General features: G+C 34.8%; 30 protein-coding genes. 29 read left to right on the top strand and 1 reads right to left on the bottom strand.

Translation table 11 applies throughout. The features are described 5' to 3' along the window. Positions 1-85: 85 nt before the first annotated feature. Positions 86-1,249 (bottom strand): FecR family protein, encoded by a 1,164-nt coding sequence (locus KO513_RS02675; RefSeq protein WP_215912188.1) that lies wholly within the window; start codon positions 1,247-1,249, stop codon positions 86-88. 101 nt (positions 1,250-1,350) lie between these two features. Here KO513_RS02675 and KO513_RS02670 point away from each other — a divergent pair, with 101 nt between their 5' ends. From KO513_RS02670 to KO513_RS02530, 29 genes are all read left to right on the top strand, one after another. Continuing rightward, on the top strand, positions 1,351-1,959 hold the full coding sequence (locus tag KO513_RS02670) for an RNA polymerase sigma factor (RefSeq protein WP_215912187.1): 609 nt from the start codon (positions 1,351-1,353) through the stop codon (positions 1,957-1,959). 439 nt (positions 1,960-2,398) lie between these two features. Then, positions 2,399-3,790, top strand: coding sequence for a tyrosine-type recombinase/integrase (locus tag KO513_RS02665; protein ID WP_252735653.1), 1,392 nt, complete (start codon positions 2,399-2,401; stop codon positions 3,788-3,790). Next, a complete protein-coding gene (locus tag KO513_RS02660) occupies positions 3,787-4,263 on the top strand; it encodes a hypothetical protein (RefSeq protein ID WP_215912185.1) in 477 nt (158 codons plus the stop codon). The genes KO513_RS02665 and KO513_RS02660 overlap by 4 nt, the downstream gene beginning before the upstream one ends. A 6-nt stretch (positions 4,264-4,269) precedes the next feature. Further along, entirely contained in the window at positions 4,270-4,572 is a 303-nt protein-coding gene (locus tag KO513_RS02655) for a hypothetical protein (RefSeq protein WP_215912184.1), read from the top strand. Between the two features lie 512 nt (positions 4,573-5,084). Continuing rightward, positions 5,085-5,561, top strand: coding sequence for a hypothetical protein (locus KO513_RS02650; RefSeq protein ID WP_215442011.1), 477 nt, complete (start codon positions 5,085-5,087; stop codon positions 5,559-5,561). 385 nt (positions 5,562-5,946) lie between these two features. Further along, positions 5,947-6,570: an FISUMP domain-containing protein gene (locus KO513_RS02645; RefSeq protein WP_215442012.1), complete on the top strand. Its 624-nt coding sequence runs from the start codon at positions 5,947-5,949 to the stop codon at positions 6,568-6,570. 306 nt (positions 6,571-6,876) lie between these two features. Continuing rightward, positions 6,877-7,443 carry a cysteine hydrolase family protein gene (locus KO513_RS02640; RefSeq protein WP_215442013.1) on the top strand — a complete coding sequence of 189 codons (567 nt, stop codon included), beginning with the start codon at positions 6,877-6,879 and terminating at the stop codon, positions 7,441-7,443. A gap of 157 nt (positions 7,444-7,600) precedes the next feature. After that, positions 7,601-8,134, top strand: a complete 534-nt coding sequence (locus KO513_RS02635; RefSeq protein WP_215912183.1) for a sigma-70 family RNA polymerase sigma factor — start codon at positions 7,601-7,603, stop codon at positions 8,132-8,134. A gap of 56 nt (positions 8,135-8,190) precedes the next feature. Further along, positions 8,191-9,078, top strand: a complete 888-nt coding sequence (locus tag KO513_RS02630) for a PhzF family phenazine biosynthesis protein (RefSeq protein ID WP_252735652.1) — start codon at positions 8,191-8,193, stop codon at positions 9,076-9,078. Between the two features lie 230 nt (positions 9,079-9,308). Then, positions 9,309-10,058 (top strand): DUF6597 domain-containing transcriptional factor, encoded by a 750-nt coding sequence (locus tag KO513_RS02625; RefSeq protein ID WP_215912182.1) that lies wholly within the window; start codon positions 9,309-9,311, stop codon positions 10,056-10,058. Positions 10,059-10,088: 30 nt separating this feature from the next. Further along, positions 10,089-10,376 (top strand): YdhR family protein, encoded by a 288-nt coding sequence (locus KO513_RS02620; protein WP_215912181.1) that lies wholly within the window; start codon positions 10,089-10,091, stop codon positions 10,374-10,376. 95 nt (positions 10,377-10,471) lie between these two features. Further along, the gene (locus tag KO513_RS02615; protein ID WP_215912180.1) at positions 10,472-11,209 is read left to right on the top strand and encodes a DUF3108 domain-containing protein; all 738 of its coding nucleotides are present in this window, start codon (positions 10,472-10,474) and stop codon (positions 11,207-11,209) included. A gap of 178 nt (positions 11,210-11,387) precedes the next feature. After that, entirely contained in the window at positions 11,388-12,515 is a 1,128-nt protein-coding gene (locus KO513_RS02610) for an epoxide hydrolase family protein (RefSeq protein WP_215912179.1), read from the top strand. A 73-nt stretch (positions 12,516-12,588) separates the two neighbouring features. Then, positions 12,589-12,771: a hypothetical protein gene (locus KO513_RS02605; RefSeq protein WP_252735651.1), complete on the top strand. Its 183-nt coding sequence runs from the start codon at positions 12,589-12,591 to the stop codon at positions 12,769-12,771. A 161-nt stretch (positions 12,772-12,932) separates the two neighbouring features. Further along, positions 12,933-13,499: a Crp/Fnr family transcriptional regulator gene (locus KO513_RS02600; RefSeq protein WP_215912178.1), complete on the top strand. Its 567-nt coding sequence runs from the start codon at positions 12,933-12,935 to the stop codon at positions 13,497-13,499. Positions 13,500-13,562: 63 nt separating this feature from the next. Then, entirely contained in the window at positions 13,563-14,015 is a 453-nt protein-coding gene (locus tag KO513_RS02595; protein WP_215912177.1) for a DoxX family protein, read from the top strand. 121 nt (positions 14,016-14,136) lie between these two features. Further along, positions 14,137-14,730 (top strand): Crp/Fnr family transcriptional regulator, encoded by a 594-nt coding sequence (locus KO513_RS02590; protein ID WP_215912176.1) that lies wholly within the window; start codon positions 14,137-14,139, stop codon positions 14,728-14,730. 53 nt (positions 14,731-14,783) lie between these two features. After that, positions 14,784-15,428, top strand: coding sequence for a hypothetical protein (locus KO513_RS02585; protein WP_215912175.1), 645 nt, complete (start codon positions 14,784-14,786; stop codon positions 15,426-15,428). 20 nt (positions 15,429-15,448) lie between these two features. Next, entirely contained in the window at positions 15,449-15,910 is a 462-nt protein-coding gene (locus tag KO513_RS02580) for a DoxX family protein (protein ID WP_215912174.1), read from the top strand. Next, entirely contained in the window at positions 15,907-16,437 is a 531-nt protein-coding gene (locus KO513_RS02575) for an NADPH-dependent FMN reductase (protein WP_215912173.1), read from the top strand. The genes KO513_RS02580 and KO513_RS02575 overlap by 4 nt, the downstream gene beginning before the upstream one ends. A gap of 154 nt (positions 16,438-16,591) precedes the next feature. Beyond that, on the top strand, positions 16,592-17,446 hold the full coding sequence (locus KO513_RS02570; protein WP_215912172.1) for a helix-turn-helix domain-containing protein: 855 nt from the start codon (positions 16,592-16,594) through the stop codon (positions 17,444-17,446). A gap of 206 nt (positions 17,447-17,652) precedes the next feature. Then, the gene (locus KO513_RS19800) at positions 17,653-18,021 is read left to right on the top strand and encodes a DUF5367 family protein (protein ID WP_371735264.1); all 369 of its coding nucleotides are present in this window, start codon (positions 17,653-17,655) and stop codon (positions 18,019-18,021) included. A 171-nt stretch (positions 18,022-18,192) separates the two neighbouring features. Beyond that, complete coding sequence (locus tag KO513_RS02560; protein WP_215912170.1) at positions 18,193-18,687, top strand: anthrone oxygenase family protein; 495 nt, start codon at positions 18,193-18,195, stop codon at positions 18,685-18,687. 27 nt (positions 18,688-18,714) lie between these two features. After that, on the top strand, positions 18,715-19,539 hold the full coding sequence (locus KO513_RS02555; protein ID WP_215912169.1) for an NmrA family NAD(P)-binding protein: 825 nt from the start codon (positions 18,715-18,717) through the stop codon (positions 19,537-19,539). 30 nt (positions 19,540-19,569) lie between these two features. Beyond that, the gene (locus KO513_RS02550; RefSeq protein WP_215912168.1) at positions 19,570-20,298 is read left to right on the top strand and encodes a DUF3108 domain-containing protein; all 729 of its coding nucleotides are present in this window, start codon (positions 19,570-19,572) and stop codon (positions 20,296-20,298) included. A 560-nt stretch (positions 20,299-20,858) separates the two neighbouring features. Beyond that, the gene (locus KO513_RS19795) at positions 20,859-21,116 is read left to right on the top strand and encodes a tyrosine-type recombinase/integrase (protein ID WP_215912167.1); all 258 of its coding nucleotides are present in this window, start codon (positions 20,859-20,861) and stop codon (positions 21,114-21,116) included. Between the two features lie 69 nt (positions 21,117-21,185). Further along, positions 21,186-21,557, top strand: a complete 372-nt coding sequence (locus tag KO513_RS02540; RefSeq protein WP_215912166.1) for a nuclear transport factor 2 family protein — start codon at positions 21,186-21,188, stop codon at positions 21,555-21,557. Between the two features lie 167 nt (positions 21,558-21,724). Further along, positions 21,725-22,201 (top strand): cupin domain-containing protein, encoded by a 477-nt coding sequence (locus tag KO513_RS02535; protein ID WP_215442067.1) that lies wholly within the window; start codon positions 21,725-21,727, stop codon positions 22,199-22,201. A 148-nt stretch (positions 22,202-22,349) separates the two neighbouring features. Then, positions 22,350-23,279: an alpha/beta hydrolase gene (locus KO513_RS02530; protein WP_215912165.1), complete on the top strand. Its 930-nt coding sequence runs from the start codon at positions 22,350-22,352 to the stop codon at positions 23,277-23,279. The last annotated feature ends 97 nt before the right edge of the window (positions 23,280-23,376 follow it).

The following is a 23,376-nucleotide window of genomic DNA, read 5'->3' as shown; positions in this document are numbered from 1 at the left end:
TTTCCGATTTTTTCACTCTAGTTGAGAATAGGTGAAAAAGCGAATTTTTACTCTAGTCAATTCTTCATTAGCGGTTTATTTTAAGTTATTTTACAATGATAATCTCGTTCTCTATTACATAATCCATATCATACTGACTCTTTAAATAATCCAATATTTTCTCAATAGACATATCCCCAAAACTGGCATTGAAAGTTTCAGTGGACAATTGTGAATTTTGATTAACAATCTTAACATCGTAATGTCGTTCCAATTTTTTAAGGATATCCTCAAAACTCATGTTTCTAAATACCAATACGCCTTGCACCCATGACGTGTAGATGCTTGTTACAACCGGCTCTGTTGAAATATCCCCAATTTCATTATCATATTTACCCTTTGTTCCAGGAGTCAACAATGTTTCTTTACCCAATTCAAGACCATTTTCCTTTGCATACATCCCAACGGATCCTTCAACTAAAACTACTTCTTTTACCTTATCTTCAGGATAGGCTGAAACATTGAAACGAGTACCATATACTTTTACGTTCAAATCTGATGTATTAACAATAAATGCTCTATTGTTATCTTTCGCGATATCCAAAAAAGCTTCTCCCTTCAAATAAATTTTCCGCTCCATTCCTTTTTGGAATCTTACGGGATACTTTAAAGATGAACCAGAATTCAAGTATGCTACGGAACCATCCTCCAATTTAAGTTCAAACCGTTTCCCATAAGGCACTTTTAGCGTGTTATAAACCGGCGTACTTTCTTCGGAATCATTGTTATCCCTATACACCAATTGATTACCTATTTTAGACCCCACGACATTTCCGTTTTTATCCAAAACCTGTGTCGTTCCTTCTTCTGAAATAACTTGAATATTACCATCTTCACGTTCTAGTGTAATAAAATTCTCCTTTGGAGAAAATTGGGTTACTTCCTCTTCCGAGAAGGCAAATTCCTTTACCAAATATCCTATAGTCATAGATAAAACAATAAGGGCGGCATATTTAAAAAAGCTTTTCAATTTGAGCTTTTTAGGTTCTTTTTTATCACTTCTCATTTTATCCAGTAATAAGCGCTTTGACTTTTCAGTATCGTAGGTTTTCATATTACTGTCAATTCTGTAGTTTAATTTTACATATTCATTAAAAAGTTGAATATTGGAAGGTTGTTTGAGTTCAACTTCCAATTCGTCCAGTTCCGATTTTGCAATCGTAGCTGCAACATATTTCACAATCAGTTTATGTAATTTTTTCGCTTTCATTAATTAGGTAATTCATATTTATTACGAACCTATTTTAAGATACCCCTATTTTTTTCACATTTTTTTTTAATATTTGCCATAACACCCTACCAAGCCACAATATGAAAAAGAGTTTTAATAATAAGTCAAATTTGATTGAAGGTTTAAAAAGTGGCAATGAAAAGGCTTACGTATATCTTGTCGAAAACTACCATAATAGGCTATGTGCTTATGCCAACAGTCTTATTAGAGATGATTTATTGGCTGAAGATATAGTGCAAAATGTATTTGTACAGATTTGGGAAAAAAGAGCTAAGCTTAAAAATGAATTGTCTTTAGAAAGCTACCTATACAAATCAGTTCATAATAAATTTATTGATGAATATAGAAAGGGAAAGGCTGTTATGGCTTTAGAAAAAAAATACATGACTGCCCTAGAACTTGCCATAGAAGAAAAAGACGAGGCTCAAGAGCAAAAGATATTGAATATTCTTTTTGCTGCAATTCAGGAATTACCTCCAAAATGCAAGCAAATTTTTCTAATGAGTAAAAAAGAAGGGCTTACAAACATTGAGATTTCTCAATGCCTGAACCTATCCAAAAAAACAGTTGAGTCTCAAATAACCAAAGCCTTTCGAATTTTACGAAATAAAATGGGCGAGAAATATGAAACAATTTTGCTGTTGATTTTCGGGTCTAACTTTAAAAAACACGCAGCGGTTTCAAAGTAATAAAGAATAGGCTGATTGATTTTCTCTATTCTTATTGATGCCTAACTAACGTAATTTGCATTTTATAGACTTCCTTTTCTTTATAATTAGCTCATATTTCCCCTCTATGTAAAAACTATAAATAATTGCAAAAAGTTCTAAAAATGAAAATATTTTGATTTATTTGATTATCAATTGATTATGTTTTATATTTAAAAAAATATTAGTTTAACCAGAGTACACGGCGTAGTACAAAGGTTTAAGACGAATAGCGTGAAAAGCCCCTAAATACGGGCGTTCCGGCAAAATTCATAACCCGGAGGTCGGGGGATCGTGCCCCCCTCTCGCTACAAAGATTAAAATGCTGTAAACTAACGGATTGGGAACTACAATCCGTTTTTTTATGCCTTGTATTTCTTTTTTATTACGTTCCATAAACGAAAACGTAAACACGTTTAAAATGAAATTGAACTACACCGAACCTAAAATCTATACAGGTGGTGTTGATATCACACAGTGGTCGGCCCTTTCAAAAAACCAACGCAATGATGCCCTTTCTAAAGCTTGGTTCGTATATTTCTCTTTCAGGGACCCTGATACCGGAAAATTAAAAAAGCAACCCTTTATTAAGGCCGGAGCCAATCGCTTTAAAGGTAAAACCAAACGATTACAGTTCCTAAAAGTGCTACAGCGAAACCTCCTTCTATTGTTAGAAGCCGGGTTTGACCCTTACAAAGACAATTCAGAGTTGGAAGCAAAATTCAGAGGAAAATCAATAGAAAGAGAACACTCTATAAGTAAGGCTGGAGGAAATAATAAGGCAGACAAAGGGACTGCCGCAAAAGCAATACATAAAAGTATCACCACCGAAACCGCCAAACCCAAAATAGGGCCCATTCCCGAAATAGAAAACGATCCTTTAAAAAAACACAAAGTATCGGTTGCCGAAGCCTTGGAACTGGGGCTAAACATCAAAAAGAGCACCCTAAACGATAATTCGTTCAAGAAACAAAAAAGCCGAATCACGAAGTATCAAAGGTGGCTTACGGAAAATGATGTAGATGTCTCCGATATTAGGAATATTGATAAGAAAATCGTAGTACGCCACCTGAACGATGTATTGCGTACCTCCAGTCCTAGAAACAGAAACAATACTAGAACCGCCCTCAGTGCTCTATTTGGTACCTTGGAGAACAACGAATTGATAGATGACAACTTTATACGTAAAATAAACATTCTGAAATCCGTTCCGAAGAGAAACAAGACCTATACACCGAAACAGCTGGCGGAAATTGACGCCCACCTTAAAAAGAATGACCTTTTGATGCGTATGTTCGTTCAAATGGTAAGCTACAACATGTTGAGGCCCATAGAAATATGTCGCCTTAAAGTGGGTGATATTGACATAAACGACAAGAAAATATATGTCAAGGCCAAGAACAAACCTGTTAAGATAAAAATCATTCCAGATATAATGCTTGGGCAATTACCGGACCTTTCTCAAATGGACACTGAACATGCCCTGTTCACTCCACAAGGCTTTGGTGGAGAGTGGAACCTTGCCGATAATGATAAACGGAACTACTTTTCCAAACGATTTAAAAAAGTGAAGGACCATTTTAAGTTGGGCAATGAATATGGGCTGTACAGCTTTAGACATACTTATATTACCATGCTCTACCGCGAAATGATAAAGACGGGAACGCCTGAAGAGGTTAAAAGCAAATTAATGCTCATAACCGGCCATGCCACTCTTGACGCACTTGAAAAGTATCTTAGGGACATAGATGCAGAACTACCACAGGATTACTCAAATCTATTGAACCAATCCATCAACAAGACAGATAAATGAGCTATTTTGGGCTATTAAAGGACTTGCACTTGAACTCGTTGACAATGGACGAGCTCACTCGCCTGCAGGTCACAAGGGGAATACTCCAAGAGGTAACTAAGGTACCTCTCTCACTTGATGGAAAGCCTAATGCCATCACCAGTAAGAACAGTGAAACCCTTTATGTACCCAATGTAGAAATGACCAAGGAATTTTATGATTTTATCCTAGAGGTTTATGAGGATGTAATCGAAAATTCATTGATAGGGTTTTTCCATGCCTATGAAGAGGATATACTAGGACTGGACGAAATTGATAAGAGAAAGATTGCACTTGATTATTATAAAAAGGTGGCCCGACTTACGATAAAGGATGAATTTGATATATTAACTATTCGTAAATCCGCAACTGGACATCGACTCATAAACAGAGCAAAGAAATTGGAGCTTTTTAGTATGAGACAAGAAGTATTGCAAGAAAACCTTGCCGTTTAAAACCCAATGCCACTCACCTACTTCCTTATTGGAGATGCAGCCTATTTTGATGAACGGCTTATTGCCAAACTCCCCGTTCTGAACGAAGTACTGAAGTTTGAAGCCTCGTTAAGAATTCTACTGACCCTTAATGAGCAGTTCAATTTTGAAGAAGATGATTCCGGTTCAACTTCCAATAGCAAAAACTTGGATGCAACACAGCCGATACAAAAGAAGAATAAAGCACCAATGTTATCGGATGCCGAAGCCACTAACTTTTTGATAGATACCGTCTTTTCAAAACAATTGAAAAAGGACAGTAAGTTATAAGCAGGTGTCCTTTTAGGGTGTACGCAGATGTTGCACCCTATTCCTGACCACTTCTTGCACCGCACAAACACCGGAAATCACCATATATAACCTTTGACCCTAATGAAGGGTTTACAAAAAGTTACTACACCCTACTAACTGCATATCAGCACCACATAGAAATAAATTATCGAACAGATTGTCCTTGGACGAACGCACTTACCGTTAAACGTTTGTAAATGTATATTATACGTATAATAATTACTTATTTTCTGCATACATTGACAATATCCAAGATTTGAGTAAATTACCGTTAAAAGAGATATAAAGCAACCAGTTGTTTTATACAATTGTTACCATTTATTGTAGACAAACATTTTTAGAGACTTAAAGCGCCCGGTAAAAAATACAGCAGGAAAATATAATTGGAATTTGCAAATCCATAAAATTGCAACTCATGAAATTTATAGGAAAAACTATAAAGTTTAAATGCTTAAATCAAATAGACCTATAGAATCCAAAATAAGGATTAGATGAACAAACTTATCAATTTGATAATCTGCGTATTACCCTTATGGTTAGTTGGTTGTAAGAACAAAAAAGATATAGAAATATCACCAATCCTTATGGAGAAACTAGAGCTGATAATCGACAAATATCAGGCTCATTGTGAAGAGAATTTGAATATTAAACCCAATCCATCAGTATACATAGTAGATTTTAGAGAAGTCAAGGGAGATTGTTTCGTATTGATTGGAACCGATATAGTTTATTATGAAGCTGAAATGAACGGCTGTTTATTGTATAACGATATTTTAATATCATTCCAAGCTCTAAATGAGGATTGTAATAAATTCGTGGATTATAATCCTTCCACAAAATGTCAGGAAACGTCTGGTTTTGAAAAAGCTTTCGTAGGAATGGGGTCTTACAGGTCAACCAATTGGATATACAAGGTGGTCAATGATTCCTTAGTAATCTATGACCAAAAAGCTTTTCCCGTTGAATAGATAAAGTGATAACAAATTCAAATTTACAATGATTATTTACAGTAAATTTTAAAGAATACCAACTCTAAACAAGTAGCTATAAAAAACACATTTACTAAAATAACTCTGTTATTAAAATATATGAAATCTTAGTAAAAATGAAACACTCAGGCGGAAACAACAAATGGTAACAACGTATATAAAACATAGGGCTAGTCAGTGTCAGGCCCATTGGCCATTGCGTGTCGGCGGGGTCGCCGCACCTTTTGATTTGGCAACTGAAGAAAAAAGTTAGTCACAAAATGCAAAAGGTTCGGCTTGTGCAAGGCCGATAGGAAATCGCCCGTCCCCTGCCCTACGTTTCATATACAATCCCGTTGGGTGCAATTTTAAAAATACGTCTATAATGAAACAGAACATTTTTACAATCCTTTCTATCTTGCTTTTTACGAAGGCAGGAATTGCCCAATCAACTGGAACGTTTATTGACTCGCGAGATGGGCAAACATATAAAACTATCAGCTTCGAAAATACTAGAACTGGCACAACGGTTATCTGGCTAGCTCAAAACCTAAACTACAAAGTAGAGAACAGTTACGCTTATGATGACAACGAAAACAATCGCGATGAACTTGGCTTACTTTACACTTGGGAGGCTGCGAAAAAAGCTTGTCCCAAAGGTTGGCATTTGGCGTCGGATATCGAATGGTCTATGCTTGTGAGTGAATTTGGTGGAGCTGATAAGGCTGGGGAGGCCCTAAAAAGTGTCGAGAGCTGGAACGAAGATGGAAATGGAACTAATAGCAGCGGATTTAATGCGCTTGCAGGAGGTCAGCGCAAGCCCAATGGCACTTTTGGGCAACTGGGAATCTTCGCTGTCTGGTGGTCGTCAACTCCCACCAATGAAGAGAACAAAGCTTGGTTGTGGGACATTAGTTATGGTGGCCCCGACATGTCAATTAAATCAAAAGTGTGGCATTTTGATGCCGATATTCTTGGCGCAGTATCGGTTCGTTGCGTCTGTGATTGACTTATTTAATTTATCTAATATGTGCCGCGTAAGAGAAAACAATGGAAAGCATAATAAAACGGTACGCTCGAACGAAAAAACTGCACCCAACAAAACCTTAACGTAATGCGGACTTTAGAGCAAAACCGAAAGGTCTATGTATATTTATGATGTCGCTAAATCTTATGGATTTAGCTTTAAAATAAAAAAGTAAAAACAAAACATAAAAATTCGGCTCTGTGCTAAACTGAAACTTCCGTAGTTATTTATACGCTACGTTTCATGCACAAACACGTTGTGTGTCATTAAAACTGAACAAACATCAAAATGAAATTAAAAGAAAAAAATCCAGCTTTAATCCTTGTGGATGTTCAAAAAGCTTTTTTGGAAGAAGATTATTGGGGTGGAAATAGAAATAATAAAAACGCTGAAATCATTTGCGGAGAAATACTGGGGAAATGGCGTGAATTAAATTTGCCTATATTTCATATTAGGCACAGCTCTACAAATCCACAATCGAAACTCAATGAACAAAATAAAGGATTTGAATTTAACGAAAATGTCCTACCTGAGAAAAATGAACCCGTAATAACGAAAAATGTAAATAGTGCTTTTATCGGAACCAATTTAAAGGAGCAATTGGACGGATTAGGAATTAAAACCGTGGTAATAGTCGGAATTACTACAAATCACTGTGTATCGACCACAACACGAATGGCAGGTAACTTTGGCTATGAGACTTATTTAATTTCCGACGCAACAGCCACTTTTGACAGAATTGGAATTAACGGAGAAAAATACAGCTCTGAAATAATACATTTGACAACTCTTGCAAATTTGAGTGAGGAATTTGCAACTGTTTGGGATTCTGAAAAACTATTGAATGAAATATAAAAACGCCAAACAACAATATACAACCGCAATTACGGCGGATTCGACTTCGCCCGAATCCACTTGGAATTGCTAAAGTCTGTGCTAAACCGAAAATTAACATACACAAACTCGTAACTGACGGTTATACGAACCTTTATGTGCAACCTGAAAAACCAAAATGGAAAAAACTGAAATTAATACTATTTGGATTGACCTGAATGAAGAACTTTATAAGTTTATTTTGGAGAAAATAAAAGATGAACAAACGTCAAAAGATATTCATCAAGAGGTTTTTTTGAAAATTCAAACTAAAATTCATCAATTAAAACATACTTCTAAACTTACATCTTGGGTTTATCAAATCACCAGGAATACAATTATTGACTACTTTAGAAAAGTAAACCATAATAACATATCAATCAGTGATGTAGAAATTCCAGAATTGGAGGTTAATAGTTTTGATTACAAGAACTTAACTCAATGTATTAATCAAAAAATAGAAAGTCTTTCATCTCATCATAAAGAAGCAATTATTTTAACTTCATTTAAAAACTATTCACAAAAAGAGTTAGCAGAACATTTAAAAATCTCTTATTCGGGGACAAAATCAAGAGTTCAAAAAGCTAAAAAGATTTTAAAAGAAAACATTTTAGATTGCCCAAATGTAGAATCGGATAGTTCAGGTAAATTAATAGATTTTGAAAATAATTAAAATTTACAACGTCTTTTTCTAACTAATAGCGTCCATCTTATATAACATATAAAAAAATGAAAATGGACAGTTCAAAAAAAGTTATTAATGTACAAATTCTCAACGCTTTTGCAGAAAATGGCAAAGGCGGTAATCCAGCTGGTGTAGTTTTAAATGCAGATGACTTATCTGATAGAAATAAACTTGAGATTTCTAAAAAAGTAGGTTTATCAGAAACTGCTTTTGTTTCAAAATCTATGACGGATGATTTTAAGCTAGATTTCTTCACTCCAACTAAACAAATAGCGCATTGCGGGCATGCTACTGTAGCAACATTTTCTTATTTAAAACAAATAGGCGCCTTAAAAAATGATAATTCTTCAAAAGAAACTATTGATGGAAGTAGAAAAATAGAACTAATTGGTGATTTAGCATTCATGGAACAATTGGCTCCAAAATATACAGATGTAAGTAACAAAGAAAGTGTGGTTTTAAAATCATTAGGATTAAAGAAAACGGACTTGATTCCAAATGCACCAATTCAATTAGTAAATACAGGGAATTCATTTATACTTGTTCCGGTTAAAAGCAATGAAATTTTAAAGAATATAATTCCTGATTTTGATTTGATTAGTGAAGTAAGCGATGAGTGCGATTTAATCGGTTACTATGTATTCTCTACCGATACAGAATCTGACGCTACTTCGAGAATGTTTGGTCCTCGCTATGGAATATTAGAAGAATCAGGAACAGGAATGGCAGCTGGCCCTCTTGCTTGTTATTTATTTGACATTTTAAATATCAAGAAAAACTCTTTTCACATTCAACAAGGAAAATATATGAAAGAACCTTCACCTAGTTTAATCATTGTTAACTTACGAATCATAAATCAAGAAATTAAAGATTTGATGGCTGGCGGAAAAGGAATACTGAATAGACAATTAGAGATTGTAATTGACAATTAAAAGCCAGTTGACAAAACCATATATAATTTATTGCTAGTTCTAGCCTACTTACGAAAATCCTCGCGGATTTTCAGTTTGGTTTGTATTTGCTAAAATAGGTGCTTAAAACACGCAAGCAACTATATACAAAACCTTTACCAAACATTTGTTGAAATAGAATTAATAAAATTACATTAGAATAAATAGATGAATGTAATCAATTAGAAACCCAATATTAATAACAGTTTTGGATGACTTATTTTCAGGAACAACCCAATCAAAACCTTAAGGATTATGTAAGATGTTATTGGAAAATTGAAAACAAAAATAAAGATTTCCAATATTACACAATATTCCCTGATGGATTTTTCGATTTATTAATTTGTTACCATAATAACAATTTAGAAGACGTGTTTTTATCTGGTCTATGGAACCAAAAAACAAGTGTATTTATCGCGCCCGAAACCACAATATATGGTGTGCAGTTTAGGTTGCTTGCTATTGAGAATATAATTCGTGAAAATATTAGCGAAATACTCAATAATATAATAAGCATAGAAAAATCCTACACCCATCTTAATGACCTTAGTAAAAAAAAAGACACTAATGTTTTTGAGCACTTCAACCAATACTTACTATCATGTATTGAAAAACAAAGTTGTATTGACCCAAGAAAAGAACATCTTTTAAAAGCGATTAACCAAACAAAAGGTAACAATACCGTTCGGTACTATTCGGAAGAAGCTAATTGGTCTGACCGACAAATAAATCGCTATTTTCAATCCACTTTTGGCCTTTCATTAAAAGCTTATTGCAATATTAGAAAAGGAGCTTCCAACTTTAGTCAGATTAAAAAAGGAGAATTATATGCTCAAGAAGGTTATTTTGACCAACCCCATTTTATAAAAGGAATAAAGAAAATAACTGGATTTACACCAAAAGTATTATTGAAAAATGAAAACGACCGATTTTTACAATTTTCGATTATCAAAAATGAATAGATTACACTTCTAATAAAAATCTAATTCATTATGATATTACAAATAATCAAGTTGAAATCGAATTTACCGGAAGTTGAGTTATCAAAAAGAGCAAACGAAAGAGCATATAGTTTTAGAACCATTCCCGGGCTTTTACAAAAATATTACGTAAAAACAGGTAAAGAAGGAGAATATGGCGGAGTTTACATCTGGGATTCTATGGCATCTCTACAAAGTTACCAAAAGTCTGATTTAGCACAGAGCATCCCAGCCGCTTATGAAATTAAAGAAGCACCGAGTGTTGAGATTATGAATATTCTTTTCCAATTAAACAATTAACTCTAAGCTTTCCCCAACAGCTTAGACGTGTTGATATTCATAAACTTGTATATAGTTATATCTATATCTAGACGACTTGCACACAAATTAAAAAAATGAAAAAAACAATTCACCTAATGCTGTTTATTATTGGGACTTCTAATCTATTAAGTTGCCAAGAAAAACCATTAAGCCCAAAAAACAATCCTGCGAATATAAATTTACTCAAATCGGATACTTCGAAAATGTCATGGTTTATCATTAAGGATTCAATCGAGGTTAAAATAGGAGACATTCAGACTAAAATTAGTAAAGAAAAAGATAGAACTTCTATTATAACAACCGTAATGATCCAACAATCTGCAAGTAAATGGATTGATAGTACAATTGTTAGCACGAAAAACTTTGCCCCTATTTACCATTCTTCATTCAACCAACAAAGAGATATGGTTTTAAAATTTGACGAAAAAATAACGGGTTATTATTTAGATAAAATAACCAACACTAGAACTAAGATATCTGAAGAAGCTGATAAGCCATTTTTTGACAGTAATTTTTATCCTCAACTTATAAGGTTACTTCCTTTAAAAAATGGTTATTCTAACTCTATTTCTATATTTGATTATAATCCCAAATCAAAAATTGGAGTCATTACAGCAACAATCTTGAATACCGAAATGTCAGATATAAAACACCATGGAGAGTTAAAACAAATATGGAGGGTTGAAGCTACAGATGAGATTTCAAAAAATTCTACTATAAATACTTATTATATTGATATATCAACAAGAAAAACTTTAAAACAAGAAATTGAAGTTAGTGGTAGAAAAATGATTATGAAATTGGTTGAATAGAAAACACTATGTACAATAAAGTATTATAAATGATAGTGGTTTTGGTACTTCTTCGAAATCGCTTTGTTATATATAGGATATGTCTAAAATCAAAAAAAACAAGTACTTGTAAATTCGCTACTATTCTTTTACTAACAGTTGTGCTTGCTAACAAAAAATCACAGCTAAATCAAAAAATATGATAGAACCCTATTTTGTGAATGTGGACCAAGAAATTCTTGATGATTTAAACTTAAGAATTAAGAATAGTCGTTGGCCTGATGAAATTAATGATTCTGATTGGAATTATGGCGCCAATTTATCTTATATGAAAGAATTAAGTAGTTATTGGCTTAATGATTTTAGTTGGAAAAAGATTGAGAGTGAAATCAATTCATTCCCTAATTTTATGGCAGATATTGATGGCCATCAAATTCACTTTCTACATATTAGAGGTAAAAGTAAAAAATCTATACCATTAATTATAACACATGGATGGCCTGGATCATTTATAGAGATGTTAAAGCTCATACCACTATTAACCAATGATGAACAATTTTCTTTTGATTTAGTAATCCCTTCTGTTATTGGATTTGGATTTTCCAGCAAATGTGTAGAAAAAGGATGTGATAATGCTTACGTGGCTGATTTATGGCATAAATTAATGTTAGAGCTTGGTTATAATAAATATGGTGCACAAGGCGGGGATATAGGTTCAGGAATTAGTACTAGACTAGGTATGAAATATCCTGAGCATATAATAGGGATACATCTTAATTATGTCTCTGATTCTTTTACACCCTATCTTAAGGAAAAAGAAATTTCTGAGGATGTTATAAAATACAATCAAGGACTTAAAGAATGGTCGGCAAAAGAAGCAGGATATGCTTATATACAAAGCACAAAACCAATAACATTGGCCTATGGATTAAATGATTCTCCTATTGGATTATGCGCGTGGATAGTAGAAAAATTTAATAGTTGGAGTGATAATGAGGGTAACCTTGAAAACATATTTACAAAAGATGAAATATTAGCTAATATTACTCTCTATTGGGTAACACAATCCATTCATTCATCGGTAAGAATTTATAACGAAAACAGCAAAAACCCAATGAAGTTTGGCGTAAATGATTTCGTAAAACCTCCTGTTGCTTATGCTAATTTCCCTAAAGAATTATCAAAGCCTCCTAGGGCATACATGTCAAAAGGGTATAACGTAACACAATGGACAAACATGTCTAAAGGAGGGCATTTTGCAGCTATGGAAAAGCCATCATTATTGGCAGAAGATATTATAAAATTTTACAAAACTATTGATTCGTAGACTACTAAGAACAAACGAACAACAATGTATAAAAAAATATATAGGATTTTAGTATCTCAAAGGTCTGTAGTTATTGGCAAAGTCAACAATACAAAACATATCGTTTATCACCGGGGAGGTGCTTTCATACGAAGAAGAAACAGTAGAAGCTGGTACATTTATGGCCTATACTATTCAATACACCGGTAGAACTTCTAATTCTAGAGGTTACAACGCAGACGAAAAGGAGGTCTGGTTATATGCCCCTGCTGTATAAAATTTTGTCAAGCTCACTCAAGACCAAGGAGATTTCCATTATGTTGAAGAATTGATCGAATATTCAAAACCGTAAAATATTAATAGCTTAAAGCAGAATTTCTTTCGCCCACTTACAAGAAACAGAGGTGTACACTGCGATATGATCATCAAGCATAAAAAATGGACGAGCTTAGAAAGTTTATAGATGATATTTCCCCCATGAACGATGCCGATTGGAAGTTTTTTGCATCAAAACTTAAAGAAGTAAAGCTTGAAAAGAACACCGTCATCTTGCAAATGGGCAAAATTGAAAATCATATTTCCTTTATTGCTAAGGGAATGGTGAGATTCTATATACCGAGAGAGGAGTCCGACTTAACATTTGGATTTTTATTCGAAAAAGAGTTTGTAACAGGGTACGATTCTTTTTTGTCGCGACAGCCTTCAAAATATCAGATTGAAACCTTAGCGGAGAGTGTGCTTTGGAGAATTTCCAAAAACGACCTCGATGATGTCTATGAAAGAACCGCAAACGGAAACACTATTGGTCGTAAAATGGCCGAGAATATGTTTTTGATAAAGTCAAAAAGAGAAATTTCTTTATTGAACCAAACAGCGGAAGAACGCTATTTGAACCTATTCACTGACCGCCCAAAACTATTGCAACAAATTCCATTAAAATATATAGCCTCCTATATTGGCGTAACGCCACAAGCATTGAGTAGAATACGAAAACGTATTAATTAACCTAGGTTCATTCTTTTTGATTTTTCTTTTAAAACCTTTGTAGTCCATACAATTAAGAAAAATATGAAACCGCTCATTGTACTTGTGATAAGTTTTTCCATCTCTATTCTACTCATTAAAATGGTTCAAAAAGAATATGATTTTGCCTTATCGGCAAGAATTGCCATGTCCGTAATGCTAATATTTACGGCCATGGGGCATTTTGTGTTCACCAAGGGCATGACCATGATGATTCCAAAGTTCGTTCCCTTTAAAGAAGTTTTTGTTTACCTCACTGGAATCTTTGAAATTCTTCTCGCCGTAGGTCTATTGATTCCTAAGCTGAAAACTACTAGTGGTTGGGCACTGATTATTTTTTTATTGTTCATGTTGCCGGCGAATGTTTATGCCTCCATACATAATGTGAATTACCAAAAAGGAACCTTTGATGGAAATGGGCTTGCCTACCTATGGTTTCGTATACCCTTACAGATTTTATTTGTCATTTGGACCTATTTGAGTTCGATACGCGTTTAAAAGTATTATGCTTTTAACAATGAGAAGTAACCCTTAGCCAACAAAAGTTAATAAACATATCAATTTGATGGAGGTTTTAGTCAAAATTTTTAATTTAAGGTCCACCAAAACCAAATGAATATTGAAACCGGAAGGACCACAATTGCTAATTCTTAAAAATGTTGCCAGGTTCATTAACCTTACTCCTTTGGAAGAACAAAAATACCTCTCTTTACTTAGGGGAATAAAAGTAAAAAAGAGGGCATTCCTAATGCAGGCAGGCGATGTGGCTAAATATGAGTATTTTATTACCAAAGGTTGTTTAAAAGTGTATACGTTGGATGATACCGGCGCTCCCCATATATCGATGTTTGCAGTTGAGGATTATTGGACAGGAGACATGGCCAGTTTTATAACCAATAAACCTACCCGTTACTTTATTAAGGCTACCGAAGACTCGGAACTCTTAGGTATTTCCAGGGCAAACTACCAATTGCTTTTTCAGGAAATTCCAAAATTTGAAAGGTTCTATCGCATCCTGTATCAAAGGTCACTCATTAGCTATATCAAGCGCTCCAACCATGGCATCTCCTTAAGTGCCGAAGAACGTTATATCACCTTTAAAAAGAAATATCCCAACATCGTTCACAGAGTTACACAAAAAGACCTTGCGGCCTATATAGGCATTACCCCAGAGTTTATGAGCAAGATTATTACCAAAGTCAACAGAAGGTAAAAGTCTTAAACTAGTTCATTTTTTTTTATCTGCTCCTCACGCAATTTTGGGGCATGAAAAGAATACGACTCCTTTTATCCGTTGCAACTATTGCCTTTATAGGCAATCTGCATGCGCAAATTACCCAAGTAGAGTTGTTTAGTGGCTTTGATAAAACTGATTTCACTTTGTTCTCTAGCCAGCCTTTGAATATTAACCCGGCCCTTAGCATCAATACATTGGCTTTCTTTCAAAAATTCAGGCATGAAGAAAATCATGGTTTTGACGAACTAGGGGTTTTACCAACCTTATTCTGGAATTTTCATAAAAAAATTGCCGTTGGAGCCTCGTTATACTACAACAGTTTTGCCGGTTATTCCAAACGTTTGTCGGTCATGTACTCTCTTAAAAATTCACGATGGTTATTGGTTGTTATTCCTACGGTAGCTCATTCAGAGCAAAAGCACATCTTTCAGGGCGAATCGTTTGTACAGTTCCAGTTTCGTTCATCGCTAAACGATAAAATATCCATTTGGTTAAACGGTCAATTTTTGACCGTGTGGGACGAATTCAAGAGCCACTCAAGAAGCTTTCAGCAATTACGGGCCGGGGTATCATTCTACACCCATCAGTTTGGAGTTGGGGTAGATTTTGACCAATACGGACCCAATCTCATTAAAAAATCATCCTTCGGGATGTATTACCGAAAATCCATATAAACAATTTAATCTTAAAACGTATGAAACAGTTGACACAAAAACTTTTAAAAACACAGCCGAATATCGGATTTGGCATTTCGAGACTGACCCTTGGTCTAATCATGCTTCCACATGGGGCGCAAAAATTTTTAGGTCTCTTTGGAGGCTATGGCTATTCGGCCACAATGGATTCTTTAACGAATCAAATGGGACTGCCGAGTATAGTGGCATTTTCCATTGTTATGATTGAATTTTTTGGCTCCATTTCTCTGATCTTAGGATTTTTAAGCAGGTTCTGGGCATTATCAATTGCCGGAATGTTTGTAGGTATCATTTACTCCACTCAATGGCAACATGGTTTTTTCATGAATTGGTTCGGTAACCAAGCTGGCGAAGGCTATGAATATTCTCTTTTGATTATAGGCCTTGCATTGGCCACTTTGGTGAACGGCAGTGGGAACTGGTCATTGGATCATTTAATATCAAACAAAACAGCAGCATGAAAAAAGTAATCACTATGGCGGGTAGCAACAGCCAAAAATCAATCAACAAAAAATTACTTTCCTACACCTCTGGTTTATTGGAAAACACAAAAATCATTTCAATAGATCTAAACGATTATGTTTTACCCATATATGGGGTAGATTATGAGGAGGAAAATGGAATTCCCACTGCGGTTAGAAGATTAAACGAATTAATGGATGAGGCAGATGGCTTTATGATCTCCCTAGCAGAGCACAATGGGTCTTATACCGCTGTCTTAAAAAATACCATTGATTGGCTTTCTAGGGTAAACATAAAAATTTGGAGGGAAAAACCCTTACTCTTACTGGCAACTTCACCTGGAGGTAGGGGTGGCAAAACGGTATTGGAATCGGCCAAGGCCTATTTTCCTTTCTTGGGAGCGAAGGTGATAGCAGATTTTTCACTGCCTAATTTCTATGATAATTTTAAAGAGAAAAAAGTGGTAGCAGGTAATTTTAAAAAGGAAGTTGAAAAAAAATCAATAGAATTTTATAACCAACTCTAAATTTTCTTAAGGGTTAAGGGGGGATAGTATTCAAAAAATTTCCTCCCCCCTTAATTATAGTATCACTGAAAGGCTTAGACGAGTTGATTATATTATTTGTTCAAACCGAATTACTTATTTTATTTAACTTTAAGTTTTTGATTTAAATGATAACATGACACGTGATTTTATACATATCAATGATTTTATAATTTTGGTTGAAGAAGCTAATTCTACCAAAATAGAAGTTGATTCATGCCGATTTGATGAACCGATTGTAGGCGTTGCCTTTTATGGTTCTGGCAATGTGGACCTAACCGTAAAATATCATCAAAATCAAAAAAAATTTCAATACACCAAAGGACTTTCTCTATCCTTTTATGCAGACGAGCAAGTAGAGTTTGAACATACCGTAAGTCCAAATAAGAATTTAAAGTGCATCGTTGTAGCTACTAAGCTTAGTAATATGGAACTGTTGCCCAATCAAGAAGGCGAATTGTTTTCTGATTTATTGAAAGAATTGGTAAATCCTAAGGCTAGCTATGTAGAAGGGCCATGTTTCTATATGATCCCAGAGATGGAAAACATCGTGGATGCATTTTTCTCAAACAGTTACTCCGGTAAAACGAAAATGATGTTTTTTAGGAGCCATATAACCGCATTGTTATCGCACTTTTTTGGTCAGCTTGCCATCAAACAGGAAGAGGTCTCAAAACCAAAACATCGAAAGCAATTAGATAAGGCAAAAGACATTCTTTTGGAAAATTTGGATAATCCACCTTCACTTTCGGAGCTTTCCCAAGCTATTGGTTTTAATACTACCAGTCTTAAAAAAGAGTTTAAGGCCATTTTTGGAGTGCCCGTATTTAAATATCTTCAGAATGAAAGGCTTATTTCTGCCCATAAACTCATCAGTGAAAAAGAGGCTACAGTGCAAGAGGCCGCATGGCAAGTTGGATACGACAGCCTGAGCTCCTTCTCTAATGCCTTCGTGAAAAGGTTTGGTTACCGTCCTAGTCAAATTAAATAAACCTCCTTCTTCCATCCTGAAAATCATAGTAGGAAAAAAATTCCCGTAGAAATTTATTGACCATGAATTTGTTTGCCTCTCTTTTCTTGGGGCCACTTTTGGAACAAATCATACTTCTTTTGGAATAAGTGCTTAATTGGCCATAGACATAGATTTGTATCATAATTTAAACACTAAGATTATGACAACCAGCAGATTATTAAGTATTGTTATATGGCGCATTCGTATGGGTCTTGGGCGTAAGCGTTTACTTGTTTTCTTTTAGTTTCCAATTACTTGACAACGTAGAATTACAATCTAGCATAGCACTATTCTTAGGTATTATTCCCAGTGCGTGTCTAGGTACATATTTGTTTTACAAAAAGGGGCGAATGAGACCTAGTATATTGGCACTGACCTTTGTGCTCATCGCTACCATCTTGGATATATTCATTACGGTACCCGTGTTTATAATTCCTACAGGGGGTAGTTATGCAACCTTTTTTGGGGACCCCATGTTTTTTATCATTATTGTTGAATTCTTTTTCACTGTAGTGTACTTCAGAAAATATACGCTTCAAAAAACAGCATCGTGATAAGCTTAGTAAAATTCATTATTGCTTTAATTTTTGAATATATACTTGAATTATAGCTGTTTAATGGGAGGCTTTTAGAAAAATATATTTCCAAAGGCCGAAAAGTAAAACTCCCTTCTAATGAGTATCAAACATTGTTAATCTGGAGTTCATCCACAAAAAACCAACAAAATGGAAATAAAGTTTAAAATGATTGTTTTGATGCTGAGCATCTTGTATACGGGGCTCACCGCGGGATTGTGCTTCACATGGTCCAACGCCATCACACCGGGTATTGGTAGATTGGATGATTTGGGGTTCTTGCAATCCTTTCAAGCAATGAACCGTGCTATCATCAACCGTAGTTTTTTAGTAGTATTTTTTGCGCCCATAGTGCTGTTGTTCTTAAATGCCTTTCTGCACCGCAATGCATTTTCTATGACAATGTGGTCATTTACACTTGCTGCACTTTTATATTTCGTAGGTATCGGTTTGATTACGATTCTTAAAAATGTTCCCCTAAACGAAATACTTGATAAAACTACTTTGGAACAGCTTTCCGCTGCCGAACTCAAGGAACTGAGAACCAAATTTGAGCATCCATGGAATCGCTGGCATATACAGCGTACCATTGCTTCTTTCACATCTTTTGCCCTATTGCTGATAGGCCTCATTTACACAAAATAATACTGTAAAATTTATAAATCTTAAATCATGAAATCAGAAAACATTTTAGTTATCGGAGGAACCGGAAAAACCGGTCGTCGAGTCGCAGACAATTTGGCAAATACCGGACACAACGTTCGTGTTGCCGGCAGAAAAACAAGTCCTGCTTTTGATTGGGAGAATCCTGAAAGCTATACAGCCGCCTTAATAGGTATAGACAGGGCGTATATTGTGTATTATCCCGATTTGGCGGTGCCAGGTTCTAGAGATGCCATAAAAGCACTGACCGAAAAAGCTCTGGAAGCCGGTTTAAAGAAGGTAGTGTTACTTTCAGGCAAGGGAGAAGCCGAAGCGGAGGCTTGTGAGGCCATAGTAGCAAATTCTGGTCTTAACTATACTCTGGTTAGGGCCTCTTGGTTCAATCAAAATTTTAGCGAAGGTGCCTTTTTAGATTTTGTTTTGAATGGCACCGTTGCCCTGCCCATGCCAAAGGCTGAAATTCCTTTTGTAGATGTAAACGATATTGCAGATGTAGTGTCCAAAGTACTAATGGATGATTCCTATAACGGACAAACCATTACCGTAACGGGACCACAAAAGAGAACCTTTGCCGAGGTGGTAGAAATTATGGCCAAAGCCGCTGACAGATCCATTCAATATATTCCTATCTCTATTGAGGAATTTAAGGAAGGAATGCTCCAAGCCGGCCTACCCGATTCTTATGTATGGCTTTTGGGCTATCTGTTCAAAGAAGTATTGGGAAACCCTGATAACCAAGAAATTTCCAATGATGTGGCCAAAGTATTGGGAAGGCCCGCCATTGATTTCAAAAGCTACGCCTCGCAAACGGCAAAAAGCGGTATTTGGAACTAAAATTTAAATAGCAAAGACAAAATGAAAGATATGATTTTCCTTCTAATCTATATGATAGGATTTGCTTTTCAGGTTACAGCGCAAGAAATTCCATTAAGTCCTATGAACAATCCTGCAAATATTAATTTGCTTCAAACTGAAACCACAAAAATGTCTTGGACCATGCTTCAAGATTCAAAAGAAGTAAAAATCGGCGAAGTCGTAACGGATATCAAAAAAGGAGAAGACTCCGTTACTATTATAACGACGGCTGTTTTGAAACAGTCGCCCGTAACTTGGGTAGACAGTACTATAGTAAGAACTTATGATTTTGCACCTATTTATCATTCTTCATACAATCAACAAAGAAATTTGGTGTTAAGGTTTGGCGAAAAGATAACCGGTTTTTTTCTGGATAAAGATACTGGAGCAAAAACCCAATTAGAAGAAGAGGTCAGTATGCCTTTTTTTGATAGCAATTTTTATCCTCAATTGATTAGGTTGCTTCCTTTTGATGAGAACTTTTCAAAAACCATTTCCATTTTTGATTACAATCCTAAATCCAAAACGGGAGTCATAACGGCAACTATTAGGGGAGTTGAAGAAGTCAACTTTGAGCATGAGGGAAAGTCAGTGGCAGTTTGGAAGGTAGAGGTTACGGATGATATTTCGAACAATTTAACTACAAGTGTCTATTACCTAAATAAATACAACAGAAAAATATTAAGGCAAGAAATTCATTTGGGCGGTAAGATGATGGTAATGCGGATAGTAGGATAGACTATCTATTAACAAAAACAATTTATGAAAAATTGAACAACACAACTATTTCAAAAATCGCTCTAGGTGTCATATTTGTGAAACATTATTCTTACTTTCTAAGACTAGGTGATTCAAAGGTGGATGATTATGAAATTTTGATTAAATAGCTGTTCAAAATTTTGAATTAATTGTGAACACAAAACTGAACACGTTTTTGAACACGATTTTATAAGATAGCATCTCGGGAAGCCCTGTTTTCAAGCGTTCATGATTTTCAAAGTAGAATTATAACCCGGAGGTCGGGGGATCGTGCCCCCCTCTCGCCACAAAGATTAAAATGCTGTAAACTAACGGATTGGGAACTACAATCCGTTTTTTTATGCCTTTTATTTTTTTACGCTATTAGAATTGAACACGAAAGTGAACACGTTTTAGAACACGATTTGTCCTCTTTGGACAAATTATCCAACGGAAAGGTTAAAATTGTTCAATGTATTTTGCTATCGTTTTCACAATAAGAATATGTACACCCTACTCCTTAAGAAAGTACTGGAAGACTTGAGAATATACTATATGTAATGAAGTGCTTCCAACTATTTATTCGAAAGAAGAAAGGTGGGGAATGCGTTGTCCAGAATATACTGAAAATTGTAAAAGACATAGCTATTAAAGCAAAAGTAACACAAACTGTTATACCACATGTTTTGCGTCATAGTTTTGCCACCCATCTTCTGGAATCAGGTACCGATTTAAGACAGATTCAAGTGCTACTAGGCCATGTTCCATTAAAACAACAGAAATCTGCACTTATGCAGTTACAAACACTTTTTAAATAGTTAAAAATCATTTAGATTAGTAGGTACAAAGCTGAGAAACAAACTCTGAAATTTAAAATTGATGGAATAATGAATAGAAAGGAAATAGCAAAGCAATATATTACTCATCTTGAAAATGGAAATATTGAACAAGTAGTTGCATTATTCAATAAAAATGGAATGGTTGATTCACCACTATACGGAATAAAAAAAGCGAATGAATTTTATCGTGAATTAAATAGTGATACATCAAATTCTGAACTTCATTTAAAAGGAATTTTTGAAGAAAATGACTCAAACAATTTAGCTCTTTATTTTACTTATAAATGGACTTTAAAAAATAATCAAGAAGTGGAATTTGACGTAGTTGACATTATTGAATTCGATAATCAAAATAAGATTAGTAAACTGAAAATTATATATGATACTGTTACCGCCAGAAAACTAGTGGAACAGCTATAAAAGAACCTGCATACAATACTCTAAAAATAATTGAGGCTTAGTGCTTAATCAAAGGTCGTTGCGTGTTTGCTACTTCGGGTTTTTATTCGGAAAGTACTCGCACACAAATCCTCAACTATTCTTGTACGAAACCGCTAATAACAAAATAAATGAAGAATCTTATGAAAATAAAAAATTCAATTTTACTGTTGTTGATTTTTGTATCTACATCCGTATTTTCTCAGGATTCCGATTACAGTGTATCCTCATATCTTACCGAAGGAACAAAAGCTCCAAACACACATTATATTGGAGAAGCTTGGTTGAATGCTATTATTCACGATGACGCGGAATTGGGTTATAATATTACAAAAGCAACGTTTAAAGCTAACTCAACATTGGACTGGCATAAACATGCAACAGCACAAGTATTGATAATTGTAGATGGAGAGGCCTATTACCAGGAGAGAGGGAATGTGCCTGTAATTTTGAAAAAAGGCGATGTAATTAAATGTGAGAAAGATATTGAACATTGGCATTCCTCCACGAAGCTTAGTAATGTAACATATCTAGCTTTATATGGTGGCGGGCAGCCAACCACGTGGACTGAAGTGATTACACAAGAGTATTATGATGAAATAGCCGAAAAGCTAAAAAACAACTAATAAGAATCAGTGCTTATATATCAAGACAATCCAAGGAAAATCCTTGTACTTGGAGGAACGTTAAAATTACTTTGTTCGGTACTATTCATAGCTGTATCATTTATGGAAATTAAAGTAAAAAAAGAGCCGTAATTAACACAAGTAATTGATGAAAAAATTAATATGTACTACTATAATCTTATTCTCAATTCTAACTGTACAAGCGCAAACTACGCTTCCCAAAGTAATACATGGTAAGCTTGAACGTATTGAGAATTATGAGTCAAAGTTTATAACGTCCAGAAATATTGATGTATGGTTACCTGAAGGTTATTCTCCATTAAAAAAATATCCTGTATTATACATGCACGATGGACAAATGTTATTTGACCCTGAAAGCTCGTGGAACAAACAAGCTTGGAACGTAGATGATGTGGCTTCCAAATTATTTCAATCCAATAAAATTAAAAAATTTATAGTTGTTGGTATTTGGAATGGAGGAGAAACAAGACACTCTGATTACTTCCCACAAAAACCGTTTGAATCTTTGTTAGATAGGCAGAAGGACACGGTTAATACCCAACTTAAAAGCTCTCACGTTCCTATAGATGAAATGTTCAGTCCTCAATCTAATAACTACCTTAAGTTTATTATAGAAGAACTAAAACCATATATAGATAAAACCTACTCTGTTTACCCTGACAAAGAAAACACTTTTGTTATGGGCAGCAGTATGGGAGGATTAATCTCTATGTACGCTATTTGTGAATATCCCAACGTATTTGGAGGAGCCGCATGTTTATCAACACATTGGCCCGGTACTTTTACGCTTGAAAACAACCCGGTACCAGATGCATTTTTGAGATATCTAGATAAAAACCTTCCCAATCCAAAAAATCATAAATTTTACTTTGACTGTGGTGATGAAACTTTGGATAAGCTGTATCCGGAAATTCAAAAAAAAGTAGACCAGTTGATGGTCGAAAAAGGTTATAATGAAACTAATTGGTTCACTAAATTTTTTCCAGGGGAAAACCATAGTGAAAACGCTTGGAGTAAACGGCTCAATTTTCCTCTCGAATTTTTGTTTGAAAAGTAGTTCTTACCAGAATAAATGGTAACCATGCTATTTTAATGTTACGGTTTAAATTTTCATGGTTTTTAAGGGTGAGATTATAATATTTTTGTTCTTATTA

Source organism: Zobellia sp. B3R18 (assembly GCF_018860715.1).
Lineage (GTDB): Bacteria > Bacteroidota > Bacteroidia > Flavobacteriales > Flavobacteriaceae > Zobellia > Zobellia russellii.
The sequence above is the reverse complement of the archived record's forward strand: the minus strand, read 5'-3'. Positions and strand labels throughout refer to the sequence as shown.

Excerpts from the sequence above, each read along its gene's own strand:
- KO513_RS02665 (WP_252735653.1), top strand. The coding sequence starts at position 2,399 with ATGAAATTGAACTACACCGAACCTAAAATCTATACAGGTGGTGTTGAT.
- KO513_RS02635 (WP_215912183.1), top strand. The coding sequence starts at position 7,601 with ATGGAAAAAACTGAAATTAATACTATTTGGATTGACCTGAATGAAGAA.
- KO513_RS02550 (WP_215912168.1), top strand. The coding sequence starts at position 19,570 with ATGATTTTCCTTCTAATCTATATGATAGGATTTGCTTTTCAGGTTACA.
- KO513_RS02655 (WP_215912184.1), top strand. The coding sequence starts at position 4,270 with ATGCCACTCACCTACTTCCTTATTGGAGATGCAGCCTATTTTGATGAA.
- KO513_RS02625 (WP_215912182.1), top strand. The coding sequence starts at position 9,309 with ATGACTTATTTTCAGGAACAACCCAATCAAAACCTTAAGGATTATGTA.
- KO513_RS02555 (WP_215912169.1), top strand. The coding sequence starts at position 18,715 with ATGAAATCAGAAAACATTTTAGTTATCGGAGGAACCGGAAAAACCGGT.
- KO513_RS02580 (WP_215912174.1), top strand. The coding sequence starts at position 15,449 with ATGAAACAGTTGACACAAAAACTTTTAAAAACACAGCCGAATATCGGA.
- KO513_RS02640 (WP_215442013.1), top strand. The coding sequence starts at position 6,877 with ATGAAATTAAAAGAAAAAAATCCAGCTTTAATCCTTGTGGATGTTCAA.
- KO513_RS02575 (WP_215912173.1), top strand. The coding sequence starts at position 15,907 with ATGAAAAAAGTAATCACTATGGCGGGTAGCAACAGCCAAAAATCAATC.
- KO513_RS02530 (WP_215912165.1), top strand. The coding sequence starts at position 22,350 with ATGAAAAAATTAATATGTACTACTATAATCTTATTCTCAATTCTAACT.
- KO513_RS02570 (WP_215912172.1), top strand. The coding sequence starts at position 16,592 with ATGACACGTGATTTTATACATATCAATGATTTTATAATTTTGGTTGAA.
- KO513_RS02660 (WP_215912185.1), top strand. The coding sequence starts at position 3,787 with ATGAGCTATTTTGGGCTATTAAAGGACTTGCACTTGAACTCGTTGACA.
- KO513_RS02620 (WP_215912181.1), top strand. The coding sequence starts at position 10,089 with ATGATATTACAAATAATCAAGTTGAAATCGAATTTACCGGAAGTTGAG.
- KO513_RS02600 (WP_215912178.1), top strand. The coding sequence starts at position 12,933 with ATGGACGAGCTTAGAAAGTTTATAGATGATATTTCCCCCATGAACGAT.
- KO513_RS19795 (WP_215912167.1), top strand. The coding sequence starts at position 20,859 with ATGAAGTGCTTCCAACTATTTATTCGAAAGAAGAAAGGTGGGGAATGC.
- KO513_RS02675 (WP_215912188.1), bottom strand. The coding sequence starts at position 1,249 with ATGAAAGCGAAAAAATTACATAAACTGATTGTGAAATATGTTGCAGCT.
- KO513_RS02560 (WP_215912170.1), top strand. The coding sequence starts at position 18,193 with ATGGAAATAAAGTTTAAAATGATTGTTTTGATGCTGAGCATCTTGTAT.
- KO513_RS02650 (WP_215442011.1), top strand. The coding sequence starts at position 5,085 with ATGAACAAACTTATCAATTTGATAATCTGCGTATTACCCTTATGGTTA.
- KO513_RS02630 (WP_252735652.1), top strand. The coding sequence starts at position 8,191 with ATGAAAATGGACAGTTCAAAAAAAGTTATTAATGTACAAATTCTCAAC.
- KO513_RS02585 (WP_215912175.1), top strand. The coding sequence starts at position 14,784 with ATGAAAAGAATACGACTCCTTTTATCCGTTGCAACTATTGCCTTTATA.
- KO513_RS02540 (WP_215912166.1), top strand. The coding sequence starts at position 21,186 with ATGAATAGAAAGGAAATAGCAAAGCAATATATTACTCATCTTGAAAAT.
- KO513_RS02615 (WP_215912180.1), top strand. The coding sequence starts at position 10,472 with ATGAAAAAAACAATTCACCTAATGCTGTTTATTATTGGGACTTCTAAT.
- KO513_RS02595 (WP_215912177.1), top strand. The coding sequence starts at position 13,563 with ATGAAACCGCTCATTGTACTTGTGATAAGTTTTTCCATCTCTATTCTA.
- KO513_RS02645 (WP_215442012.1), top strand. The coding sequence starts at position 5,947 with ATGAAACAGAACATTTTTACAATCCTTTCTATCTTGCTTTTTACGAAG.
- KO513_RS02610 (WP_215912179.1), top strand. The coding sequence starts at position 11,388 with ATGATAGAACCCTATTTTGTGAATGTGGACCAAGAAATTCTTGATGAT.
- KO513_RS02670 (WP_215912187.1), top strand. The coding sequence starts at position 1,351 with ATGAAAAAGAGTTTTAATAATAAGTCAAATTTGATTGAAGGTTTAAAA.